Here is an 18,014-nt window from a genome sequence, read left to right as displayed (position 1 = left end):
TTAAAAAAAGGCAAAACGATGCGCCTGGTGCGCCCTTTTTCGCGAAAAGACACCTTACAACTATCAAAGTTCACTAAAGGGGAGATAAGTGTCATGACAGCAGCAATCATCAGCGGTAAACTGGTTTCCGAAGAAATACGTGTGGATATTGCCCGGAAGGTCGAGACGCTTGCGGAGCGTGGTGTCAAGCCAGGTCTCGCTGTGGTACTTGTAGGGGAGGACCCGGGTTCGCAGGTATATGTGAACAGCAAGGAAAAAACCTGTATCAGCCTTGGCTTCCATTCGGTAGTGCACCGGCTGCCCGCTTCGACTTCCCAGGAAGAACTCCTCTCGCTCGTTGACGAACTGAATAAGGCGGACGAGATTGACGGCATTCTGGTGCAGCTTCCGCTGCCGAAGCATATTAACGAAAAAGCGGTGATCGACGCCATCTCCGTAGAGAAGGATGTCGACGGGTTTCATCCGGTCAACGTCGGCAATCTTGTAATCGGCGATGACAGTCTGCTTCCTTGTACTCCCGCCGGAGTAATTGAACTGATCAAGCGCACCGGCATCGACCTTTCCGGCAAGCATGCCGTAGTAATCGGCCGCAGCAATATTGTCGGCAAGCCGGTATCCCTGCTGCTGCAGCGGGAGAATGCGACGGTTACTATGTGTCATTCCCGCACGGCGAACATGGCCGAGCTGTGCCGGATGGCCGATGTGCTGGTCGTGGCGATCGGCCGCGCCTACTTTATCGATGCTTCCTTTGTGAAGCCAGGAGCGGTTGTCATCGACGTGGGCATGAACCGCCTGGACAACGGCAAACTGGCAGGAGACGTTGACTACGACAGCGCCAAGGAAGTTGCCGGTTACATTACGCCGGTTCCCGGCGGCGTAGGGCCAATGACCATCACGATGCTGATGGTGAACACGCTGACCGCGGCGAAGCGCCGCCGCGGACTGGAATAGGACAAGCATCATGGCGGAGCGGAAGGTATATTCCATTAAAGATCTCAACCGTTATATCCGCATGAAGCTGGACTCGGATCATGTGCTTTCCGATGTGTGGATTCGGGGAGAGATTTCCAATTTTACGCATCATGGCAGCGGGCATATGTATTTTACGCTGAAGGATGAGAGCAGCCGTATCAAAGCTATTATGTTCGCTTCTCATAACCAGCGGCTGCCATTTGTGCCTAAGGAGGGCTCCCGGGTCATCGCCAGAGGCAATGTGACGGTATATGAGAGGGACGGGCAGTACCAGTTCTATGCCACGCATATGCAGCCCGACGGCATCGGCAGCCTGTACCTGGCCTATGAGCAACTGAAGAAGAAGCTGGAGCAGGAAGGGCTGTTCGCTGCCGAGCTGAAGCGGCCGCTGCCCCGCTATCCGCGCTGCATCGGCGTCGTCACGTCGCCGACGGGCGCAGCGGTCCGGGATATTCTGATCACACTGCGCAGACGCTTTCCGCAGGTGGCCATCGTGGTCTATCCCGTGCTTGTGCAGGGCAAGGGAGCGGCGCCGTCCATCGTGAAGGCGATACACGAGCTGAACGCGATGGGCGAAGCCGACGTGCTCATCGTGGGCCGCGGCGGCGGCTCGCTGGAGGAGCTTTGGGCGTTCAACGAAGAAGCCGTTGCGAGAGCCATTGCGGCGTCGGATATTCCGGTCATTTCGGCCGTCGGCCATGAGACCGATTTTACGATCGCCGATTTCGCTGCCGACCTTCGGGCCGCGACGCCCACGGCCGCGGCGGAGCTGGCCGTGCCGCATGCCGCGGAGCTGGCCGCGCAGCTCCGCCAGCAGCAGCGCCTGCTGCGCCAGGGGGCTGCAGCGGCGCGCACAGCGCGGGCGCGAGCGGCTCTCGGCGCTGCAGCGCTCGCCGGTGCTGGTCAGCCCGCGCCGGTACCTGCTCCAGCACGCGCAGCGGCTGGACATGCTGCGCCAGCGGCTGAGCCGCGCCGCCGAAGCGCGGCAGGCGAGGGCCCGCGAGCGGCAGGCGGTGCTGCATCACCGCCTGGAGCGTTACAGCCCGCGCGAAGGCGTAATCGCCGCGCGGCGCCGGAGCGACGGCGCCAGGCGCGAGCTCGTCGCTGCCATGAAAGCGCGCCTGCAGGACAAGCGCTCCCGCTTTGCGGCGGAGCTCAAGGCTCTTGACGCGCTCAGCCCGCTGAAGGTCATGGCGCGGGGCTACAGCTTGGTCTACGACGAGAAGGAACGGCATTTGGTCAAATCGCTGAGTGAAGTTCAGCTCGGCGATCTGGTTGTTGTGAAGCTGGCGGACGGCCAGCTGGACTGCCAGGTATGGGGAATGAAGGAGGATGCGAAGGATCATGGCGAAGGAAGAAGCGGAACTGGGATTTGAGGAAGCGATGGACCGGCTGGAACTAATCGTGCGTGAACTGGAGCACGGCGACGTTCCGCTGGAGAAGGCGATTGATTTGTTTCAGCAGGGTATGAAGCTCTCCCAGCTTTGCGGCGCCAAGCTGGAGCAGGTGGAGCGCAAGATCGAAATGATCGTGGAAGAAGACGGAGAGCTTCGCAAGAAGCCGTTTGGCTCCGCGCTGGAAGGGGACGGCGATGATTCCTTATAATAACGGACTCTCCGGACAGGAACCCGGAGAGAGCCAAGGCCTTGAACCCGCAAACCGCCAGCTCTTAAAAGAATATATCGCCGGAGTGGGCGACTTTGTTGCGGGCGAGCTGACGATGCTCTTCCCGAAGCATTGGGAGGTTCCCTCCAAGCTGGCGGAAGCGATGAGCTATTCTCTGCTCGCCGGAGGCAAGCGCCTTCGTCCCCTGCTCGTTATCGCAGCGTGCGAAGCGCTTGGCGGGCGCCGGGAAGAGGCGCTGCCTGTGGCTGCGGCAATCGAAATGGTGCATACATATTCGCTGATTCATGACGATCTGCCCGCCATGGACGACGACGATTACCGGCGGGGGCGACTGACGAACCATAAAGTGTACGGAGAAGCGGCAGCCATCCTGGCGGGAGACGCGCTGCTGACGCATGCCTTTTACAGCGTTGTACAGTCGGCCCGCCGGCACGGGGTGTCCGCAGAGAATGTCCTGTCCATCGTGGAGGACTTGGCGGAAATGGCCGGACCGCGCGGCATGGTCGGCGGTCAGGCTGCCGATATGGAAGGCGAGCAGGGCCTGACCGACTTGGAGAGCCTGCGTTATATTCATCTGCATAAGACAGGCGATCTGATCGTATTCTCACTGTTAGCCGGAGGGCGTATAGGCGGAGCTTCGGAGAAGCAGCTTGAGGCCCTGCGCCGGTTCGGTATCAGCATCGGGCTTGCTTTCCAGGTGCAGGACGATATACTCGACCTCGTCGGAGACGAAAGCAAGCTCGGCAAGAAGACGGGCAGCGATGTCCGGCAGCAGAAGGTGACGTATCCTTATTTTATCGGGCTGGAGGCCTCCCGCCGGGAAGTGGAACGGTTGACGGAAGAAGCCAAGTCCGCTGTGCGGGAAGGCGGATTTGAAGGTGGGGCGCGGCTCATCGAAATCGCTGATTATTTAATGTCCAGAGATCACTGAAATTTGCGGAAACGGCTGCATTTCGACAGCCGTTTCATTTGTGTTATAATGAGGGTTATACTTTACAACATCAGGAAAGCGGGGAAATTACGTGCTGCTTCCACAACTAAATGATCCTAAGCAACTGAAGTCGCTATCGATCGAACAATTAAATACCCTGGCGGACGAGATACGTCGGTTTTTGATTGAGAAGCTGTCTGCGACCGGCGGACATCTCGCCTCCAATCTGGGAGTAGTGGAGCTCACGCTGGCCCTGCATTACTGCTACGACAGTCCCCGGGACAAATTTATCTTCGATGTCGGACATCAGGCTTATGTCCACAAAATATTGACCGGCCGCAAGGATCGGTTTGATTCGCTGCGCAAGCAAAATGGGCTCTGCGGCTTTGTCAAACGCTCCGAGAGCGAGCATGACGTGTGGGAAGCCGGGCACAGCAGCACTTCCCTCTCTGCCGCGATGGGCATGGCGATGGCCCGCGATTTCAAGGGAGAGGACAACAAGGTTGTCGCGGTGATCGGCGACGGGGCTCTTACCGGCGGCATGGCGTTCGAGGCGCTGAACCATATCGGACATGAGCGCCGCAAGCTAATGGTCATCCTTAACGACAATGAAATGTCCATCGCTCCCAATGTTGGCGCCATGCATAATTACTTAAGCCAAATTCGCTCGGACCGCCATTATTTGCGCGCCAAGGATGAAGTGGAAGGGCTCCTCAAGAAGATTCCGGCGATCGGCGGCCGTCTAGCTAAGACCGCGGAACGGATGAAAGACAGACTGAAATATATGATGGTTCCCGGCGTTCTGTTCGAGGAACTTGGCTTTACGTATCTCGGACCTGTGGACGGTCATGATCTTGCAACCATGGTCGATACGTTCCATCAGGCAGATAATGTGGCGGGGCCCGTGCTGGTTCACGTGCTCACCACAAAAGGTAAAGGCTATAAACCGGCGGAAGCCGATTCCTATAAATGGCACGGCATTACACCGTACAAGATCGAATCCGGCCAGGTGCTGAAAGCAGTAGGCAATCCGATGTATACGGAAGTGTTCGGCGAGACGCTGATCGAGCTTGGACGACAGGATGAACGGCTTGTCGCCGTCACTCCTGCTATGCCTGGAGGCTCGGGTCTGTTCCCGTTCTCGAAGGAATTTCCGGGACGGATGATCGATGTAGGCATTGCAGAGCAGCACGCGGCGACACTCTGCGCCGCGCTGGCAATGGAAGGAATGAAGCCGGTGTTTGCCGTTTATTCCACCTTTATGCAGCGCGCCTATGATCAGATTGTCCACGACATCTGCCGGCATAACGCCAACGTGATGTTCGCCATCGACCGGGCCGGATTCGTCGGTGCCGACGGGGAGACGCATCAAGGCGTGTACGATATCGCTTTTATGCGGCATATACCGAACATCGTGCTGATGATGCCTAAGGATGAGAATGAACTGCGCCATATGATGAAGACGGCGCTGGAATACAATGACGGTCCGATCGCATACCGTTATCCCCGCATTAACGGCACCGGAACAGCGCTCGATACGGAACTTCGCTGCCTGCCCATCGGGTCTTGGGAACGGCTGCGGCCCGGCGACGATTTCGCCATTATCGCTTGCGGCCCAATGGTGCAGCTGGCGGAAGAGGCGGCGGATCTGCTTAAGCGCGAAGGCATTCAGGCGGGCGTAGTCAACGCCCGCTTCCTGAAGCCGATGGACGGCTCCATGCTGCAGGGTCTCGCTCTGGCCGGCACGAAGATGGTTGTGCTGGAAGAGGCGAGCCAGGCGGGCAGCCTGGGCAGCGCTGTGCTGGAGCATTACGCTGAGCAAGGCCTGCATCATGTCACTGTTGAGCTGATGGGCGTGCCGGATATTTTTGTCGAACACGGATCGATCAAGGAGCAGCGTCAACTGACGGGACTTACCGTCGAAGCGCTGTGCGGCCGAATCAGATCGATGAAGGCGGCAAGCTCTTATCCTTTCGGCAAGACGACAACGTCTTCGTAAGTTTAAGGGGACTCGAGAATAGAAGTTGGAGATGACTATGGAACACGGTAAAGAAAAAGAACGGAGCCCGAAGGAAAGAATCGACGTACTGCTCGTCGAGCAGGGCTTTTATGAAAGCCGCGAAAAGGCCAAGGCGGCCATTATGGCAGGCCTCGTGCTTGCGGATGAAGAACGTATCGAGAAAGCCGGGATGAAAGTGCCGCGCAGTGCAGTCCTTAAGGTTAAAGGCGCTGTGCATCCGTATGTCAGCCGGGGCGGACTCAAGCTTGAAAAGGCGCTGCGCCGGTTTGGCATCGACGTCGGCGGCCGGACGATGCTGGACATCGGCGCTTCCACCGGAGGCTTCACCGATTGCGCTCTTCAGAACGGGGCAACCTATGTATATGCCATCGATGTAGGCTATAACCAGTTGGACTGGTCGCTGCGGGAAGATAAGAGGGTATGCGTTATGGAACGGACGAACTTCCGGTATATGACGCCCCCCGATCTCAAAGGCTCCGTTCCCGATTTTGCCAGCATCGACGTTTCATTCATCTCATTGAAGATTATCCTTCCTCCGCTTAAGGCGCTGCTGGGAAAGCCGGCCGACGTTGTCGCGCTGATCAAGCCCCAGTTCGAGGCCGGACGGGAGAAGGTCGGCAAATCGGGCGTCGTGCGCGATCCGGCGGTTCACCGGGAAGTGCTGGTCAATGTGCTGACAATGGCCCGGGAACTCGGTTTCATTCTGGAAGGCTTGACCTTCTCCCCCATCACGGGCGGAGAGGGCAACATCGAATTTCTGGCCCATTGGCGTCTGGAATCGGAAGAGACACAACCAAGCGGCGAAGCCAAGGACGAGGGGGAGGCCTCCAGGCCGGAGACTTTGCACGAGCTTTACGGCGATTTTGCCGCGCTCGCAGCGACCGTTGTCGCGGAAGCCTCGAGCACGTTCGGCGGTCAGGCTTCAACTCATGGAAACTCATCGCGTCGATGAGTTTCTTTTTGGCTATTTAAGAGGAATTTTGCTCGGTCTAAGCGAATAAATCACCGAGGTGATTCGGATGACGGGTAGCCCGGACAAGGCGGTTATGGCGCTGATCGGTGTTGGACTGGCAGTGTGGGTCATTTACCGCATTTATGTATGGCTGCAGAGCTCGCCGCGTTCCTTTTTGCAGGATCACATTCCGCTAAACAAAGAGATCATTTCCCATCCTGCGCTGAATCTGCTGGAGGATGCAGGCTATGAAGTCGTCGGCGGCAAGCTGAAAATTCCGCTGTCCTTCAACGTTGACGGCGCTCCGCTCTACAGCCGGCTGTTTGTTGATTACGTTGCGGCGACCGAGGACGGCACACAGTATCTCGTGATGCTGGCTCGTCCGCGCCGTCCACTAGAATGGACCGGAAGCGGGATGCGGGACATGCTGCTGCCTTATCTCCTGATTTATCCGGAGGTGGGCGGGCTGCTTTACGTAAATCCTGCGGCCGCCACGGTTAACTTGATCACATTCGGCAGGGATGATGGAGAGAACGACTAGTACCTTTTTAAACATACGGGAGGCCATTAATGAAAGGTCAAAGACATATTAAAATTCGTGAAATTATTACCCACCGGGATATTGAGACGCAGGACGAGCTGGTCGAAGCGCTTCGGAATGCGGGTTTTCAGGTTACCCAGGCGACCGTTTCCAGAGATATCAAGGAACTGCTGCTGATCAAGGTTCCGATGGATGACGGGAGATATAAATATTCACTGCCGACCGATCAGCGTTACAATCCGACGCAGAAGCTGAGGCGGGTACTTGTGGACAATTTCGTGCATATCGATTATTCGGGCAATCTGGTTGTCATGAAATGTCTGCCGGGAACGGCCAATTCCGTCGCCGCGCTGATCGACAGCATCGAATGGCCCGAGATTATGGGGACGATATCCGGTGACGACACCATTTTGATTATCTGCCGGGAGACGGATGACAGCAATAAGGTGGTTTCGCAAATCATGGGTTACATTTAACCGTATTCCGAGAATAAGCCTTCTTTCTTTATTTATGGCAAGGGAGAATTCGAATGTGGACAAGGGAGGGCATTATTAGCCCTCTGAACTGTCCGACATTTTGAAGCACCCTATGCACATCCTATCCAAGAACTCTTACCAGAGCCCCCTATACGACTGTCTTCATATCAACGCTTTAATTTCCTTTTCTTTCTCCTGTCATTAACTTTTTTATTTGAAACCTCTTGACTACGAACCTATGTTCGGTCATACTTTGAGGTAACAGCGGGAATTGGCCATGCTGATCGACAAGCATCTAATTTCTGCGTCTACTCAAATTTTGAACAAGCCATACTCATTAATAAGACGATTTGATGTATCTGCTGTTGTATATTGGATTTACTAATCGGTTTAACCCAAGAATTGGCGTGTCATACCCGGCGTGCGGAGCGTAGGGATGATGGAGTTTATAAGGCATGGTATTCATGCGTCGGAGGTGCAATATTTGTGCTGGAAACATTATCTATTCGCAACCTGGCGGTTGTCGAATCGGTAGATGTATATTTTTATCCGGGCTTTCATGTGTTGACGGGCGAGACGGGAGCGGGCAAGTCGATCATTATCGATGCGCTCGGACTGATCGCCGGCGGCCGGGGCTCGGCCGATTCCATTCGCTACGGCTGCGAGAAGGCGGAAATGGAGGCCCTGTTCAGCTTGCGAAGCGGGCATTCGGTTTGGGACACGCTGGAGAAGCTCGGAATCAGGGCGCAGAAAGAGGAGCATCTGATTATCCGTAGAGAGCTTAATACCCAGGGGAAAAGCACGTCCCGTGTTAACGGCCAAATGGTGAATCTGACGATGCTGCGTGAAATCGGCGAGCAGCTTGTCAATATTCACGGCCAGCATGAGCATCAGAATCTGCTGAGGCCGGAGCGTCATTTGGGACTATTGGATACGTACGGTGAATCCGTGATCGGACCGCTGAAGGCGGACTATCAGGAGAAATATTCAAAGTTTGCCCAGGTGGAGAAAGAGCTGCGCGAGCTGCAGGATTCAAGTCAAAGAAGCTATCAAATGCTTGATTTGTACCGGTTCCAGCTGGAGGAGATCTCTTCCGCTGCGTTAAAATGTGGAGAAGATGAATTACTTTCCGAAGAAAGGGTCAAACTATCCCACAGCGAGAAAATGATGGATTCCGTTTCCGGCGCTTATGAGGTGCTGAATGGTCGCCAGGGACTTGAAGCAATCAGCAATGCCATCTCTACGCTTGAGGACGTTTTTCGTTATGATGAGAAAAGTCTGCGGCCCGTACTGGAGCAGCTTCAGTCGTCTTTTTATCAGCTGGAGGATGCCTCATTTCAGTTGCGCGATTACCGTGAGGATATTGAGTTCAACCCGGCGAGGCTGGAGGAAGTGGAGAACCGTCTCGATCTCATCTCCGGTCTGCGGCGCAAATACGGCGACAGCGTGGAGCAAATTCTGGAGTATTACGAACAAATTTCACGGGAAACCGATCTGCTTGAGAACAAGGACGAGCATTTGGAAAAGCTGACTGTTAAACGAAATGCCCTGCTTGAAGAACTGATGACCTCAGCGAAGAAGCTTAGCGAAGCGCGGCGCAAGTGCGCGGCGGATTTGGCGTCACAGGTGGAAGGCGAACTGAAGGACCTGCAAATGGAACGGACCTCCCTTGAGGTCAAGCTGGATACACTTGAAGATCCGAAAGGAATTGAGGTCGACGGCCGGCGCATCCGCCTGACCCGCCAGGGTATCGACAGCGCAGAATTCATGATTTCTCCTAACCCCGGAGAGCCGCTGCGCCCCTTGAGCAAAATTGCTTCGGGCGGTGAGCTTTCGCGCATCATGCTGGCGATGAAGAGCATTTTTGCAAGGCATGAAGACATTCCCGTGCTGATCTTCGACGAAGTGGATACGGGAGTGAGCGGACGGGCAGCCCAATCCATCGCAGATAAGCTGTACCGGTTGTCTTCGATGTGCCAGGTTTTCTCCATTACTCACCTGCCGCAGGTGGCCTGCATGGCGGACCATCAGTACCTCATCCGCAAAAAAGTACAGGACGGCCGAACGATGACCGAGGTGGAGCCGCTGTCCGAAGAAGGCAGGGTGAAGGAACTGGCAAGAATGCTGGGCGGTGTGGAAATTACAGAAAAGACGCTGCATCACGCGCAGGAAATGCTCAATTTGGCGGACGCCAGCAAGGCCGCAGGAACGCCAAGCGGTTAAGTATTGACAGTAATAAAAGCCTGGGGGCAAGGTTATCTTATAGGTACGCAATTGGCGACCACTTTTTTCGTCAAGCGAAAGAAGCAAAAGGGAGCGTGACAGCCATTGAAGCCTAACCTCAGGAAGTTAATGCCAGGTCTTTTATTTGCTTTCTTTCTTAGTGTGTCAGGGTTTAGCGTACCGGTTTCCGGCTATGTATCGCCTGCTGAACGGAGCCAAGCAGGAGCTGAGACGGGAGCTGTGCGGGCAATCAAAGTGTATCCAGGTGGGCAGACGATTGGCGTCAAGGTCAAGTCGGCAGGAGTATTGGTTGTGGGACATCATTTTGTTGAGGTGTCTCAGCAGACCAAATTGTCGCCGGGCGAAACCAGCGGACTGCTGCCCGGGGATCTTATGGTATCGATTGACGGGATCAAGCTGGATGAGGTAACCAAGGTGGCGGATCTTGTGAAGCGGGCAGGGGATTCCGGCGGTGAACTCACCATCCGGTATATACGCGAGGGCAAGGAACGGACGGCCAAGCTTAAACCGGCTTACGACCGGAACGACAAAGTATGGCGGCTAGGGCTTTACATCAGGGATTCTGCCGCAGGGGTAGGAACATTGACCTTCTACGCACCGAATCAGGGCGTTTATGGAGCGCTCGGACATGTCATTACCGATATGAATACCGGAACTCCGATTGTTGTCGGCAGCGGACATATTGTGGAATCAAGCGTAACTTCCATATCCAAAAGTCAAGACGGCGATCCGGGCGAGAAGCGGGCTCACTTTCTGAAAGAGAGCCAGGTGCTCGGAAATGTTGAAAGCAACACAGACTTCGGCATTTTCGGCAAAATGGGGCGAAATCCGGATCACAGCCTGTATCGCGAACCGATTCCGGTAGCCATGAGCAGTGAGGTAAAGGAAGGCCCAGCTCAAATTCTTACCGTACTTGAAGGTCAGAGAGTTGAACGGTTCAATGTTGAGATCATCCATGTGGCCCGCCAGCAGGAGCCGGCTACAAAGGGAATGGTGTTGAGGATTACCGATCCGAGGCTGATTGATAAGACCGGGGGCATTGTTCAGGGAATGAGCGGCAGTCCCATTGTTCAGAACGGCAAGCTGGTCGGAGCGGTAACACATGTTTTCGTCAATGATCCCAGATCCGGTTACGGCTGTTTCATCGAATGGATGCTTAAAGATTCCGGTGTTGTACAACAGTATAGGTTTCACTCTAATCTTAAGGCGGTTTAGCCTTAAGATTTTTTTGTCGAACGTTCATGAACAAAATCGAATAGTGTAATAAAATATTTAATTATAAATCATGCCCGAAAAAAAATAAAGAAAAATAATTTTCGACAGAAGGAAATTCGTTCCACATGTCGAAAACTTTAAAGAGTGAAGATAAACGCTGTTTTACAAAGCAGATATTTTTAAGGAGGAAACAACCAGTGCAGAATATTGAAGTGTTGTTGGCCGATGATAATCGGGAATTTACCAATTTGCTCGCTGAATATATTTCGGAGCAGGAAGATATGACAGTGACTGGAATCGCATATAATGGTGAAGAAGTGGTTCAAATGCTGAGCCAGGCGCGCAAAATTCCCGATGTTCTTATCCTTGATATTATCATGCCGCATCTTGACGGATTAGGCGTGCTTGAACGTCTGCGGGAAATGGATTTGAATCCCCAACCTAAAATCATTATGCTGACAGCCTTCGGCCAGGAGAATATCACTCAAAGGGCAGTGCAGCTCGGAGCGTCGTATTATATCTTGAAGCCTTTCGATATGGAAGTGCTAACAAACCGGGTGAGACAGCTAGTGGGAACCCAGAACGGCAGCGTCATGACCTCTTCTTCATCTTCCGGTTCTCCGATCTTCTCGTCGGTCAAATCCAATGTTGTACCGCTGTCCAAAGGTAAAAATTTGGATGCCAATATCACCTCGATCATACATGAAATCGGCGTACCTGCGCATATTAAGGGATATCAGTACTTGCGCGAGGCAATCACGATGGTGTACAACAACATTGAAATTCTCGGCGCCATTACGAAAACGCTCTATCCGGCCATTGCCGAAAAATTCAAGACAACGCCTTCACGCGTAGAACGGGCTATCCGCCACGCCATCGAGGTCGCCTGGACGCGCGGGAACATCGACTCCATCAGCCACCTGTTCGGCTACACCATTAACATCTCCAAATCCAAACCGACCAATAGCGAGTTCATCGCGATGGTTGCCGACAAGCTGCGGATCGAGCATAAGGTGTCGTGAAAGGGTAAGGATCAATGAGCAGCAAGGGATTTGACGGTATTGGGAATTATTGGTGCAAAAACAATTATGCCCATAAATATCTTTTTGGGATGATTGTAAACCAATAAACATCTGACTGGTTACACTATAAATTCATCTCTCTATTGGGTGCGGAAACTATCCATGGAGGGATTTTTTTTATGACCGATTTTGAGTTTCAGATTGATAACTTCATGCTTTACTGTACTTCCCGCAATTTGGCAAAAAAGACTTTAGCCAGCTATGAGCAGAGTTTAAAATTATTGGCAGCATATTTACAAAATCAGTTTGTAATCACCGAGGTACTAAAGGTTCAATCGGGACACATTCGAAATTATATCAAGTACATTCAGGAGCGTGGAAAGTATTCGGTTGTCACCAATGAGGCTTCGATCAATAAAAACTTCCCTCATAACCGCTCTGATTACAACAAGCAAGTATCGACGGTAACAGTGGCTAACTATGTACGAAATATAAAGGTTTTCTTTAATTGGCTTTATGATACAGAACGTGAAATCACAAAGAATCCATGTGAGAAAATTGAGAATCCCAAGGTACAGCGTAAAATTAAAAAGATGCTTGCCCCAGAGGATATCAAGCGTGTGCTTAATCAATTTGATACCTCAAAATTTCACGATTACAGGAACTCGGTCATTACATTAACCTTGTTAGACACAGGCATGCGTATTGGAGAATGCTTGGCGCTTATGCCTGAGCACATTGACTTTAAGCATAAATCTATCCTTATAACGAATCCGAAGAACAAGCAGCAACGATTCGTGTATTTTAGCCCAAAGCTTGGACTAGAGCTGAGAAGTTGGCTTAAGTATCATGATCGCTACTCTAATAGCCCTTATGTATTCCCAACGACACGGGGAACACAATTAGACATTAGAAATTTTGAGAAGGCGTTACGTGAAGCGGGGAAAAGGGTCAATATAGATATTCATCCTCATCAACTGCGTAACAACTCAGCCAAATACTATATCCTCAATGGCGGCGACTGGTTCACCTTATCTAAAATCTTGGGGCATTCCTCGGTCGAGGTCACACAAAAGGCATACCTCGATTTCACTGACGAAGAAGTGGGACGGAAATATCAAAAGCACAGTCCACTGAGCAACTTAGACATATGAATTTCTTGGAGAATGGTGGAAGTGAACGTTATTTGGTTGAGATTATGGGGCATTCTGACTTGCGTATGGTGGGTAAGTACACTCACTTGTCCCAGAAATCAATTAAAGAAAAGCATGAATGGTTTAAACCGATGAATAACGTCCTAAGTGGATTACAAAAAGAACGAAAAACAAAGCGTTAATTGACTCGCCAATCTCTTAGGAGGTTGGCTTTTTATTCTAGATAGGAATTTGGCAATAAAAGTCGATGATGTCTAAACGCAATTTCTTACGGCGGAGCGCACCCGCAGGGCCGCTTCGCGGATGGCGGAGTCGGGAAGCCCGATAATATTTAATATAGAATACATAACCCGTAAATTTATTGATTGTTATTAACCAAGGATAATTCTAATTCTCAAAACTTATTATTAATTCTTCCTGATGCTTTTTTAGTACTTGTAACGAGTGAAATTAGCAGATTTTTTCCAATTAATCACATAATAATATACCCCATAAAAAGAAAATTAAGGAAAATAACTATCGAAATCATTAGCTATATGTGAAAACTTTTAAAAAAAATTAAATAAAAGGTTGAGAATAATTGGAATATATGATACAAAATAAGTTTTTAATCAGGAAAGGAGCTATATTTATCTAATTATACATAAAAAGGAGTGTATTTTATAACAAAAGCACATAAAGTAATAATCTTAGTATTAATTATTATTATTTCAATTATTGTTTTAGTTTTCCAAATTGATTTTAGTAACAAAAAAACAACAACATATGAAGTAATTACTCGGGAAAATTTGAATCGCATTGATTTAAAAACAAAACAAGAAATTCCTTGGGGTGTGATTAGTCTAAATATAAAACCTGATATAAAATCAGATATAAATCAATTAAATCGAAAGATTGTAAAAGTCGCAATTCTTGATAGTGGAATTGATAAAAATCATGAAGATTTAAAACAAAGTAAAATAATCGAATTTAATGCTGAGGGACCTAATAAACCAGTATTCGATATTCTTGGTCATGGTACTGCAATAGCAGGAATTATTGCTTCAAATGATAATGATTTTGGAATCGTAGGTGTTTCGCCTGATGTAGAATTATATTCGGTGAAAATATTGGATGATTCAGGTAAAGGAGATATTAATGATTTTGTAAAAGGAATCGAATGGTGCATAGAAAATAATGTCGATATTATCAACTTAAGTTTTGGAATTAAAAGAGAAAATCAACATTTAGAATCAGTAATTGAAAAAGCAATTAATGAAGGGATTATCATTGTAGCTGCTGCTGGGAATAACTATGGTATATCTGTTGACTATCCTGCGGCCTATGAAGATGTCTTTTCTATAACTGCAATTGATAGTTCAAGCCATTCTCTAAATTCATCAGCAGTTGGGAAAATCGATTTTAGCGCACCTGGAAAAGATATACTCACTTTATCACCTAACAATCAATATGCTGTATATGATGGCACTTCATTTGCTTCTGCTTATGTAACTGGGCTGATTGCTAAATTACTTAAGAGAAGTGAATATCCAAAAGATTTAAATCTCATAAGTTTAATAAGAAAAGATTTAATTGCTATATCAAAAGATTTAGGTAGCAAAGGTTATGATGAAGTATATGGATATGGTTCATTATCATTTTAATTGAAAGAAGGTTGAGTTAATTGAAGAAAATTATCTCGAAAAAAGCATGGATTTCTAGTATTCTTTCATTTGTAATAGTATTTTGTATTGCTTTTCAATCGCAAGTATTTGCTGAAAGTGCGCAAACAGACCCTTTTTCCTCCAATTATAAAGTTGTAACTAATAATGATCAGGTATTAGAAATCCAAACCGAAATTCCTAATGATGATACTAGTTTAGGGGATAGTTCTTCAACTAAGGTTGATAAATCGAAGGATAAAAAACCTGAGAAAAGTATTATATATATTCGGCATTTAATATTTAGAATTGAAGACATAAGCGTTCAACTGTGGCAGCGGGCGTTTCATTAATCAAACGGATAAATCCTTGAACAACTTTGCGAATTTTTTGTACCGAGTCGAAGAAGACATTATGAATTACGGATGATTTTAACCAGCCCCACAATTCTTCAATCATGTTCAAATTCGGACTATACGGAGGCAAATAAACCAAGGTGAGTTTGGCTTGATATTCTTTTAAAAAAGGCTGGATGAGGTCTGCGTGATGAATTCGTGCATTGTCCAAAATCATCACGATTCGGTCGCCTTCATACTTTTCCAAGACGCGTTCCAGAAAGGACAAGAATTCTTTGGCGGTATACTGTTCTTCTTGTACGCAAAACACTTCGCCGGATTCATAATCCAGCGTCCCGATCAGCTTCGCTCCCCAATGCTTGCCGTAGGTGGGAATGATTTTTGCTGCCCCTTGGGAAACCAGGTACGAGAAAGCGCTTGGTAATCCCGGATCATGGACTCATCTTCAAACAGAATCCGGTCGATGCGCCCAGCGAGGAGTTTTTTAACTCCTGAAAGTGTTCTTTGAATTCTTCTTGTTTCTGTGGGTCTGCTTTTAGCCAGTGTGTAGGTCGGCTTCGTAAAGCTAAGCTTCAAACGGTACAAAAGGTCTCGTGTCCCTCGATCCGAATACCGAATATTCCACTTTTGTTCGATCCATTTCCGAACGAGTGGAGAAGTCCAGTTCATCTGGGAAGGAAATCCTTGATCCTCGGCGTTTGATTCGTTATCACTTCATACACTTGTTGCTCTTGTTCAGCAGTTAACAAGCGATGTCGTCCTGGAGGACGTCCGATTTGTAGCCCCTGCATCCCTTGCTCTCGGTAAGCTTTGCTGTAGTTATATAAGGTCGCAACCGTTCGTCCTGTCACTTCGGAAATTCGTTCGTAGGATTCGCCAAGTAACAGCAGGAGGATCGTCTGATACCTTTCGTGCATCCGTAAATCTTTGTTTATTTTCATCGCGGCTTTGATTTCCAGAATGGCTGCTGCTTTGTGTTCTTCTGCCACACCAACTCGTACACTCATTTGTATCGTCTCCAATAATCATCGTATTGAAGACTATTATACTGGAATTTATTTCTTTGTGGGTTGTGCATGATCGCTCAACTCAATTTATTTTTCGCCGGGTATATAGGTAAAATGAAGTTGGATAAATCAACAAAAAAGATTACACTACAAACGAATGAAAAATCAGAAGTGACAAATGAAAATAAAAGAACTTATAATGTTGTAATAAATGATGTTAAAGAAAATGGAGATATCGACGCTGTATTCACTGATATTGAAACAAATGAAAGTTACAAAATTGAGCAAGATAAATTGGAGGCGTCATTTGTTTGGTTGATACCAATCGGTGTCGTAATTGGTGAATGGCTCATTTCTCAATTACTTGCTGCTGGTACAGCTATAGTTATTGCGGGAGTAACCTATGTTGTTGCTACTGAAATAGCTCAAAGTTTAAGAAATAAACAATATGACCACTACGAAGCTAAGTTGATGTCAGGTAAGGTTTGGATTGGCAACGCGATTCCTTTAGTCGATGCTGCTGCTAGACTTGTTAATCCAATGTTTACTACAGCTAATCAGAATGTATGGTCTAAATCAGCCGCTTTAGCAGCACTTGTAGCACAAACTGCTGGTGGAGGTAGAACACCTGCGGGCCCAGAATTATCTTGTAATCAAGTTCATGGATTTACTTACATTGTTCACTATCATACATGGAATAGAGTTGGCGGACATTCATTTTTTTGACAAAACTTAGGGGGAAGAAAATGTACAAAGATCTAGATGAACTTTTTAAAAAATCTGGTTTTCCCTGCCAATACACATTGGCTGAAGCACATCAATTACTAAAGCAACACTACAAAGTATTGGAACTGGATAAAGATTCTTTTAAAAGCTTATCTTTAGATCCCTCTGTCTCGTATAATGATATGGTTTGTTTTTATGAGATTACTGATACCGAGGTCTTATCTTCCATTTACAATGATAACGAGAAGCAAATGCATAGAGAATTTTCCCTTATGCATTCCAGTAATCCTGTTATTTATGACAATGAAGAAGAATTAGTATCCCAATTGTTATGGAGAGATATTCAAGAGGGGAAAAAGCTTAGGATTGTTCTTGAAAGTGTCGATAAAAAGCATATCTCAGGTTTTACTTTACAAGGTGTATGTGAGAATCTTTTACAAGATCTTATTATCCTCAAGGGTATCCCTGAAAAAGACTGTAAGCTTGGTAATCCGCAATACGAATATTATTTGGAGTCGTTGAGAAATACAGGGAGAATTTAGTTCTAATTGATTTGTTGTTTTGCCTATAAATTAGATTTAAATTGCGTCAATCTCTTTTGGGGTTGGCGCTTTTACACTTTTATATGCATGTTTTGTGAATCCAAGCTCCCCCTACTCTCGTACTATTTTACATGGTAAAATAATCCTAACGCATCACTATCTAAAATCAAAACTGGGAGAATTATTATGCTACAAAGCTTAATGAAAGATAAAGTTATTCTTGAAAAAAAGAATGGAACAGTTATAGAAAATATTAAAGCTTTGGTTCAGAGTAATCTTATTTTTATCACAGACTCTCTTTGACCGATAGAGGAAGGCGATTCGGAAGCAACAGTCAAAGAGATTATGGGAACACCGGATACAGTTAACAAATTATTAGATAGAGAAGTTTGGTATTATGGCTTATCTAGTGTTACGTTCGTAAATGGCAAGGTCAATGAATGGAGTGACTTTGGTAAGAATCTTCACCTCAAATAGGAGACAATTAGGAGGGAGCAATAAATGGATCAAGAAAATGAGCAGCATAAGAAAGAGAGAATTATATCTGCCAAAGAAATTGTCATATATAAATTGAACTCGTAATATTAAGG

Annotated in this window: 16 protein-coding genes and 2 pseudogenes; 17 read left to right on the top strand and 1 reads right to left on the bottom strand. The window is 48.3% G+C overall.

Translation table 11 applies throughout. The features are described from left to right. Nucleotides 1–93 precede the first annotated feature (93 nt). The 14 genes and pseudogenes from folD (at nucleotide 94) to PUR_RS17570 (ending at nucleotide 15,146) form a co-directional block, all read left to right on the top strand. Nucleotides 94–951, top strand: a complete 858-nt coding sequence (gene folD / locus PUR_RS17640; protein WP_179036376.1) for a bifunctional methylenetetrahydrofolate dehydrogenase/methenyltetrahydrofolate cyclohydrolase FolD — start codon at nucleotides 94–96, stop codon at nucleotides 949–951. A gap of 10 nt (nucleotides 952–961) precedes the next feature. Continuing rightward, nucleotides 962–2,348: pseudogene (gene xseA, locus PUR_RS17635) on the top strand (exodeoxyribonuclease VII large subunit). Then, nucleotides 2,317–2,577, top strand: coding sequence for an exodeoxyribonuclease VII small subunit (xseB, locus tag PUR_RS17630; RefSeq protein WP_179036375.1), 261 nt, complete (start codon nucleotides 2,317–2,319; stop codon nucleotides 2,575–2,577). Before xseA ends, xseB begins: the two are co-directional and overlap by 32 nt. After that, complete coding sequence (locus PUR_RS17625) at nucleotides 2,564–3,529, top strand: polyprenyl synthetase family protein (protein ID WP_179036374.1); 966 nt, start codon at nucleotides 2,564–2,566, stop codon at nucleotides 3,527–3,529. The genes xseB and PUR_RS17625 overlap by 14 nt, the downstream gene beginning before the upstream one ends. A gap of 91 nt (nucleotides 3,530–3,620) precedes the next feature. Then, nucleotides 3,621–5,528 (top strand): 1-deoxy-D-xylulose-5-phosphate synthase, encoded by a 1,908-nt coding sequence (gene dxs, locus PUR_RS17620; RefSeq protein ID WP_179036373.1) that lies wholly within the window; start codon nucleotides 3,621–3,623, stop codon nucleotides 5,526–5,528. 37 nt (nucleotides 5,529–5,565) lie between these two features. Continuing rightward, nucleotides 5,566–6,501 (top strand): TlyA family RNA methyltransferase, encoded by a 936-nt coding sequence (locus tag PUR_RS17615; protein ID WP_179036372.1) that lies wholly within the window; start codon nucleotides 5,566–5,568, stop codon nucleotides 6,499–6,501. A 67-nt stretch (nucleotides 6,502–6,568) separates the two neighbouring features. Further along, a complete protein-coding gene (locus PUR_RS17610; RefSeq protein WP_179036371.1) occupies nucleotides 6,569–7,042 on the top strand; it encodes a hypothetical protein in 474 nt (157 codons plus the stop codon). 29 nt (nucleotides 7,043–7,071) lie between these two features. Next, nucleotides 7,072–7,518, top strand: coding sequence for a transcriptional regulator AhrC/ArgR (ahrC, locus tag PUR_RS17605; protein WP_179036370.1), 447 nt, complete (start codon nucleotides 7,072–7,074; stop codon nucleotides 7,516–7,518). A gap of 486 nt (nucleotides 7,519–8,004) precedes the next feature. Beyond that, on the top strand, nucleotides 8,005–9,741 hold the full coding sequence (gene recN / locus PUR_RS17600; RefSeq protein WP_179036369.1) for a DNA repair protein RecN: 1,737 nt from the start codon (nucleotides 8,005–8,007) through the stop codon (nucleotides 9,739–9,741). A gap of 105 nt (nucleotides 9,742–9,846) precedes the next feature. After that, nucleotides 9,847–10,977: a SpoIVB peptidase gene (gene spoIVB, locus PUR_RS17595; protein ID WP_232101550.1), complete on the top strand. Its 1,131-nt coding sequence runs from the start codon at nucleotides 9,847–9,849 to the stop codon at nucleotides 10,975–10,977. 197 nt (nucleotides 10,978–11,174) lie between these two features. Next, nucleotides 11,175–11,999 carry a sporulation transcription factor Spo0A gene (gene spo0A, locus PUR_RS17590; RefSeq protein ID WP_124697545.1) on the top strand — a complete coding sequence of 275 codons (825 nt, stop codon included), beginning with the start codon at nucleotides 11,175–11,177 and terminating at the stop codon, nucleotides 11,997–11,999. Nucleotides 12,000–12,178: 179 nt separating this feature from the next. Further along, nucleotides 12,179–13,153: a tyrosine-type recombinase/integrase gene (locus tag PUR_RS17585; RefSeq protein ID WP_179036367.1), complete on the top strand. Its 975-nt coding sequence runs from the start codon at nucleotides 12,179–12,181 to the stop codon at nucleotides 13,151–13,153. A gap of 653 nt (nucleotides 13,154–13,806) precedes the next feature. Next, on the top strand, nucleotides 13,807–14,796 hold the full coding sequence (locus PUR_RS17575; RefSeq protein WP_232101549.1) for a S8 family serine peptidase: 990 nt from the start codon (nucleotides 13,807–13,809) through the stop codon (nucleotides 14,794–14,796). A gap of 20 nt (nucleotides 14,797–14,816) precedes the next feature. After that, nucleotides 14,817–15,146, top strand: a complete 330-nt coding sequence (locus PUR_RS17570; protein ID WP_179036365.1) for a hypothetical protein — start codon at nucleotides 14,817–14,819, stop codon at nucleotides 15,144–15,146. On the opposite strand, the pseudogene PUR_RS17565 reads toward PUR_RS17570, so the two are convergent. Beyond that, nucleotides 15,097–16,138 (bottom strand): annotated as a pseudogene (locus PUR_RS17565) (IS630 family transposase). The gene PUR_RS17570 and the pseudogene PUR_RS17565 overlap by 50 nt on opposite strands. A gap of 87 nt (nucleotides 16,139–16,225) precedes the next feature. Between PUR_RS17565 and PUR_RS17560 the strand changes: the two are divergent. The 3 genes from PUR_RS17560 (at nucleotide 16,226) to PUR_RS26590 (ending at nucleotide 17,901) form a co-directional block, all read left to right on the top strand. Continuing rightward, on the top strand, nucleotides 16,226–16,882 hold the full coding sequence (locus PUR_RS17560) for an SAR2788 family putative toxin (RefSeq protein ID WP_179036364.1): 657 nt from the start codon (nucleotides 16,226–16,228) through the stop codon (nucleotides 16,880–16,882). A gap of 20 nt (nucleotides 16,883–16,902) precedes the next feature. After that, nucleotides 16,903–17,424, top strand: coding sequence for a hypothetical protein (locus PUR_RS17555; protein ID WP_179036363.1), 522 nt, complete (start codon nucleotides 16,903–16,905; stop codon nucleotides 17,422–17,424). A 306-nt stretch (nucleotides 17,425–17,730) separates the two neighbouring features. Continuing rightward, nucleotides 17,731–17,901, top strand: a complete 171-nt coding sequence (locus PUR_RS26590; protein ID WP_442953845.1) for a hypothetical protein — start codon at nucleotides 17,731–17,733, stop codon at nucleotides 17,899–17,901. The last annotated feature ends 113 nt before the right edge of the window (nucleotides 17,902–18,014 follow it).

Origin of the sequence: Paenibacillus sp. URB8-2 (assembly GCF_013393385.1) — a bacterium.
Classification (GTDB): Bacteria; Bacillota; Bacilli; order Paenibacillales; family Paenibacillaceae; genus Paenibacillus_AQ.
The sequence above is the reverse complement of the archived record's forward strand: the minus strand, read 5'-3'. Positions and strand labels throughout refer to the sequence as shown.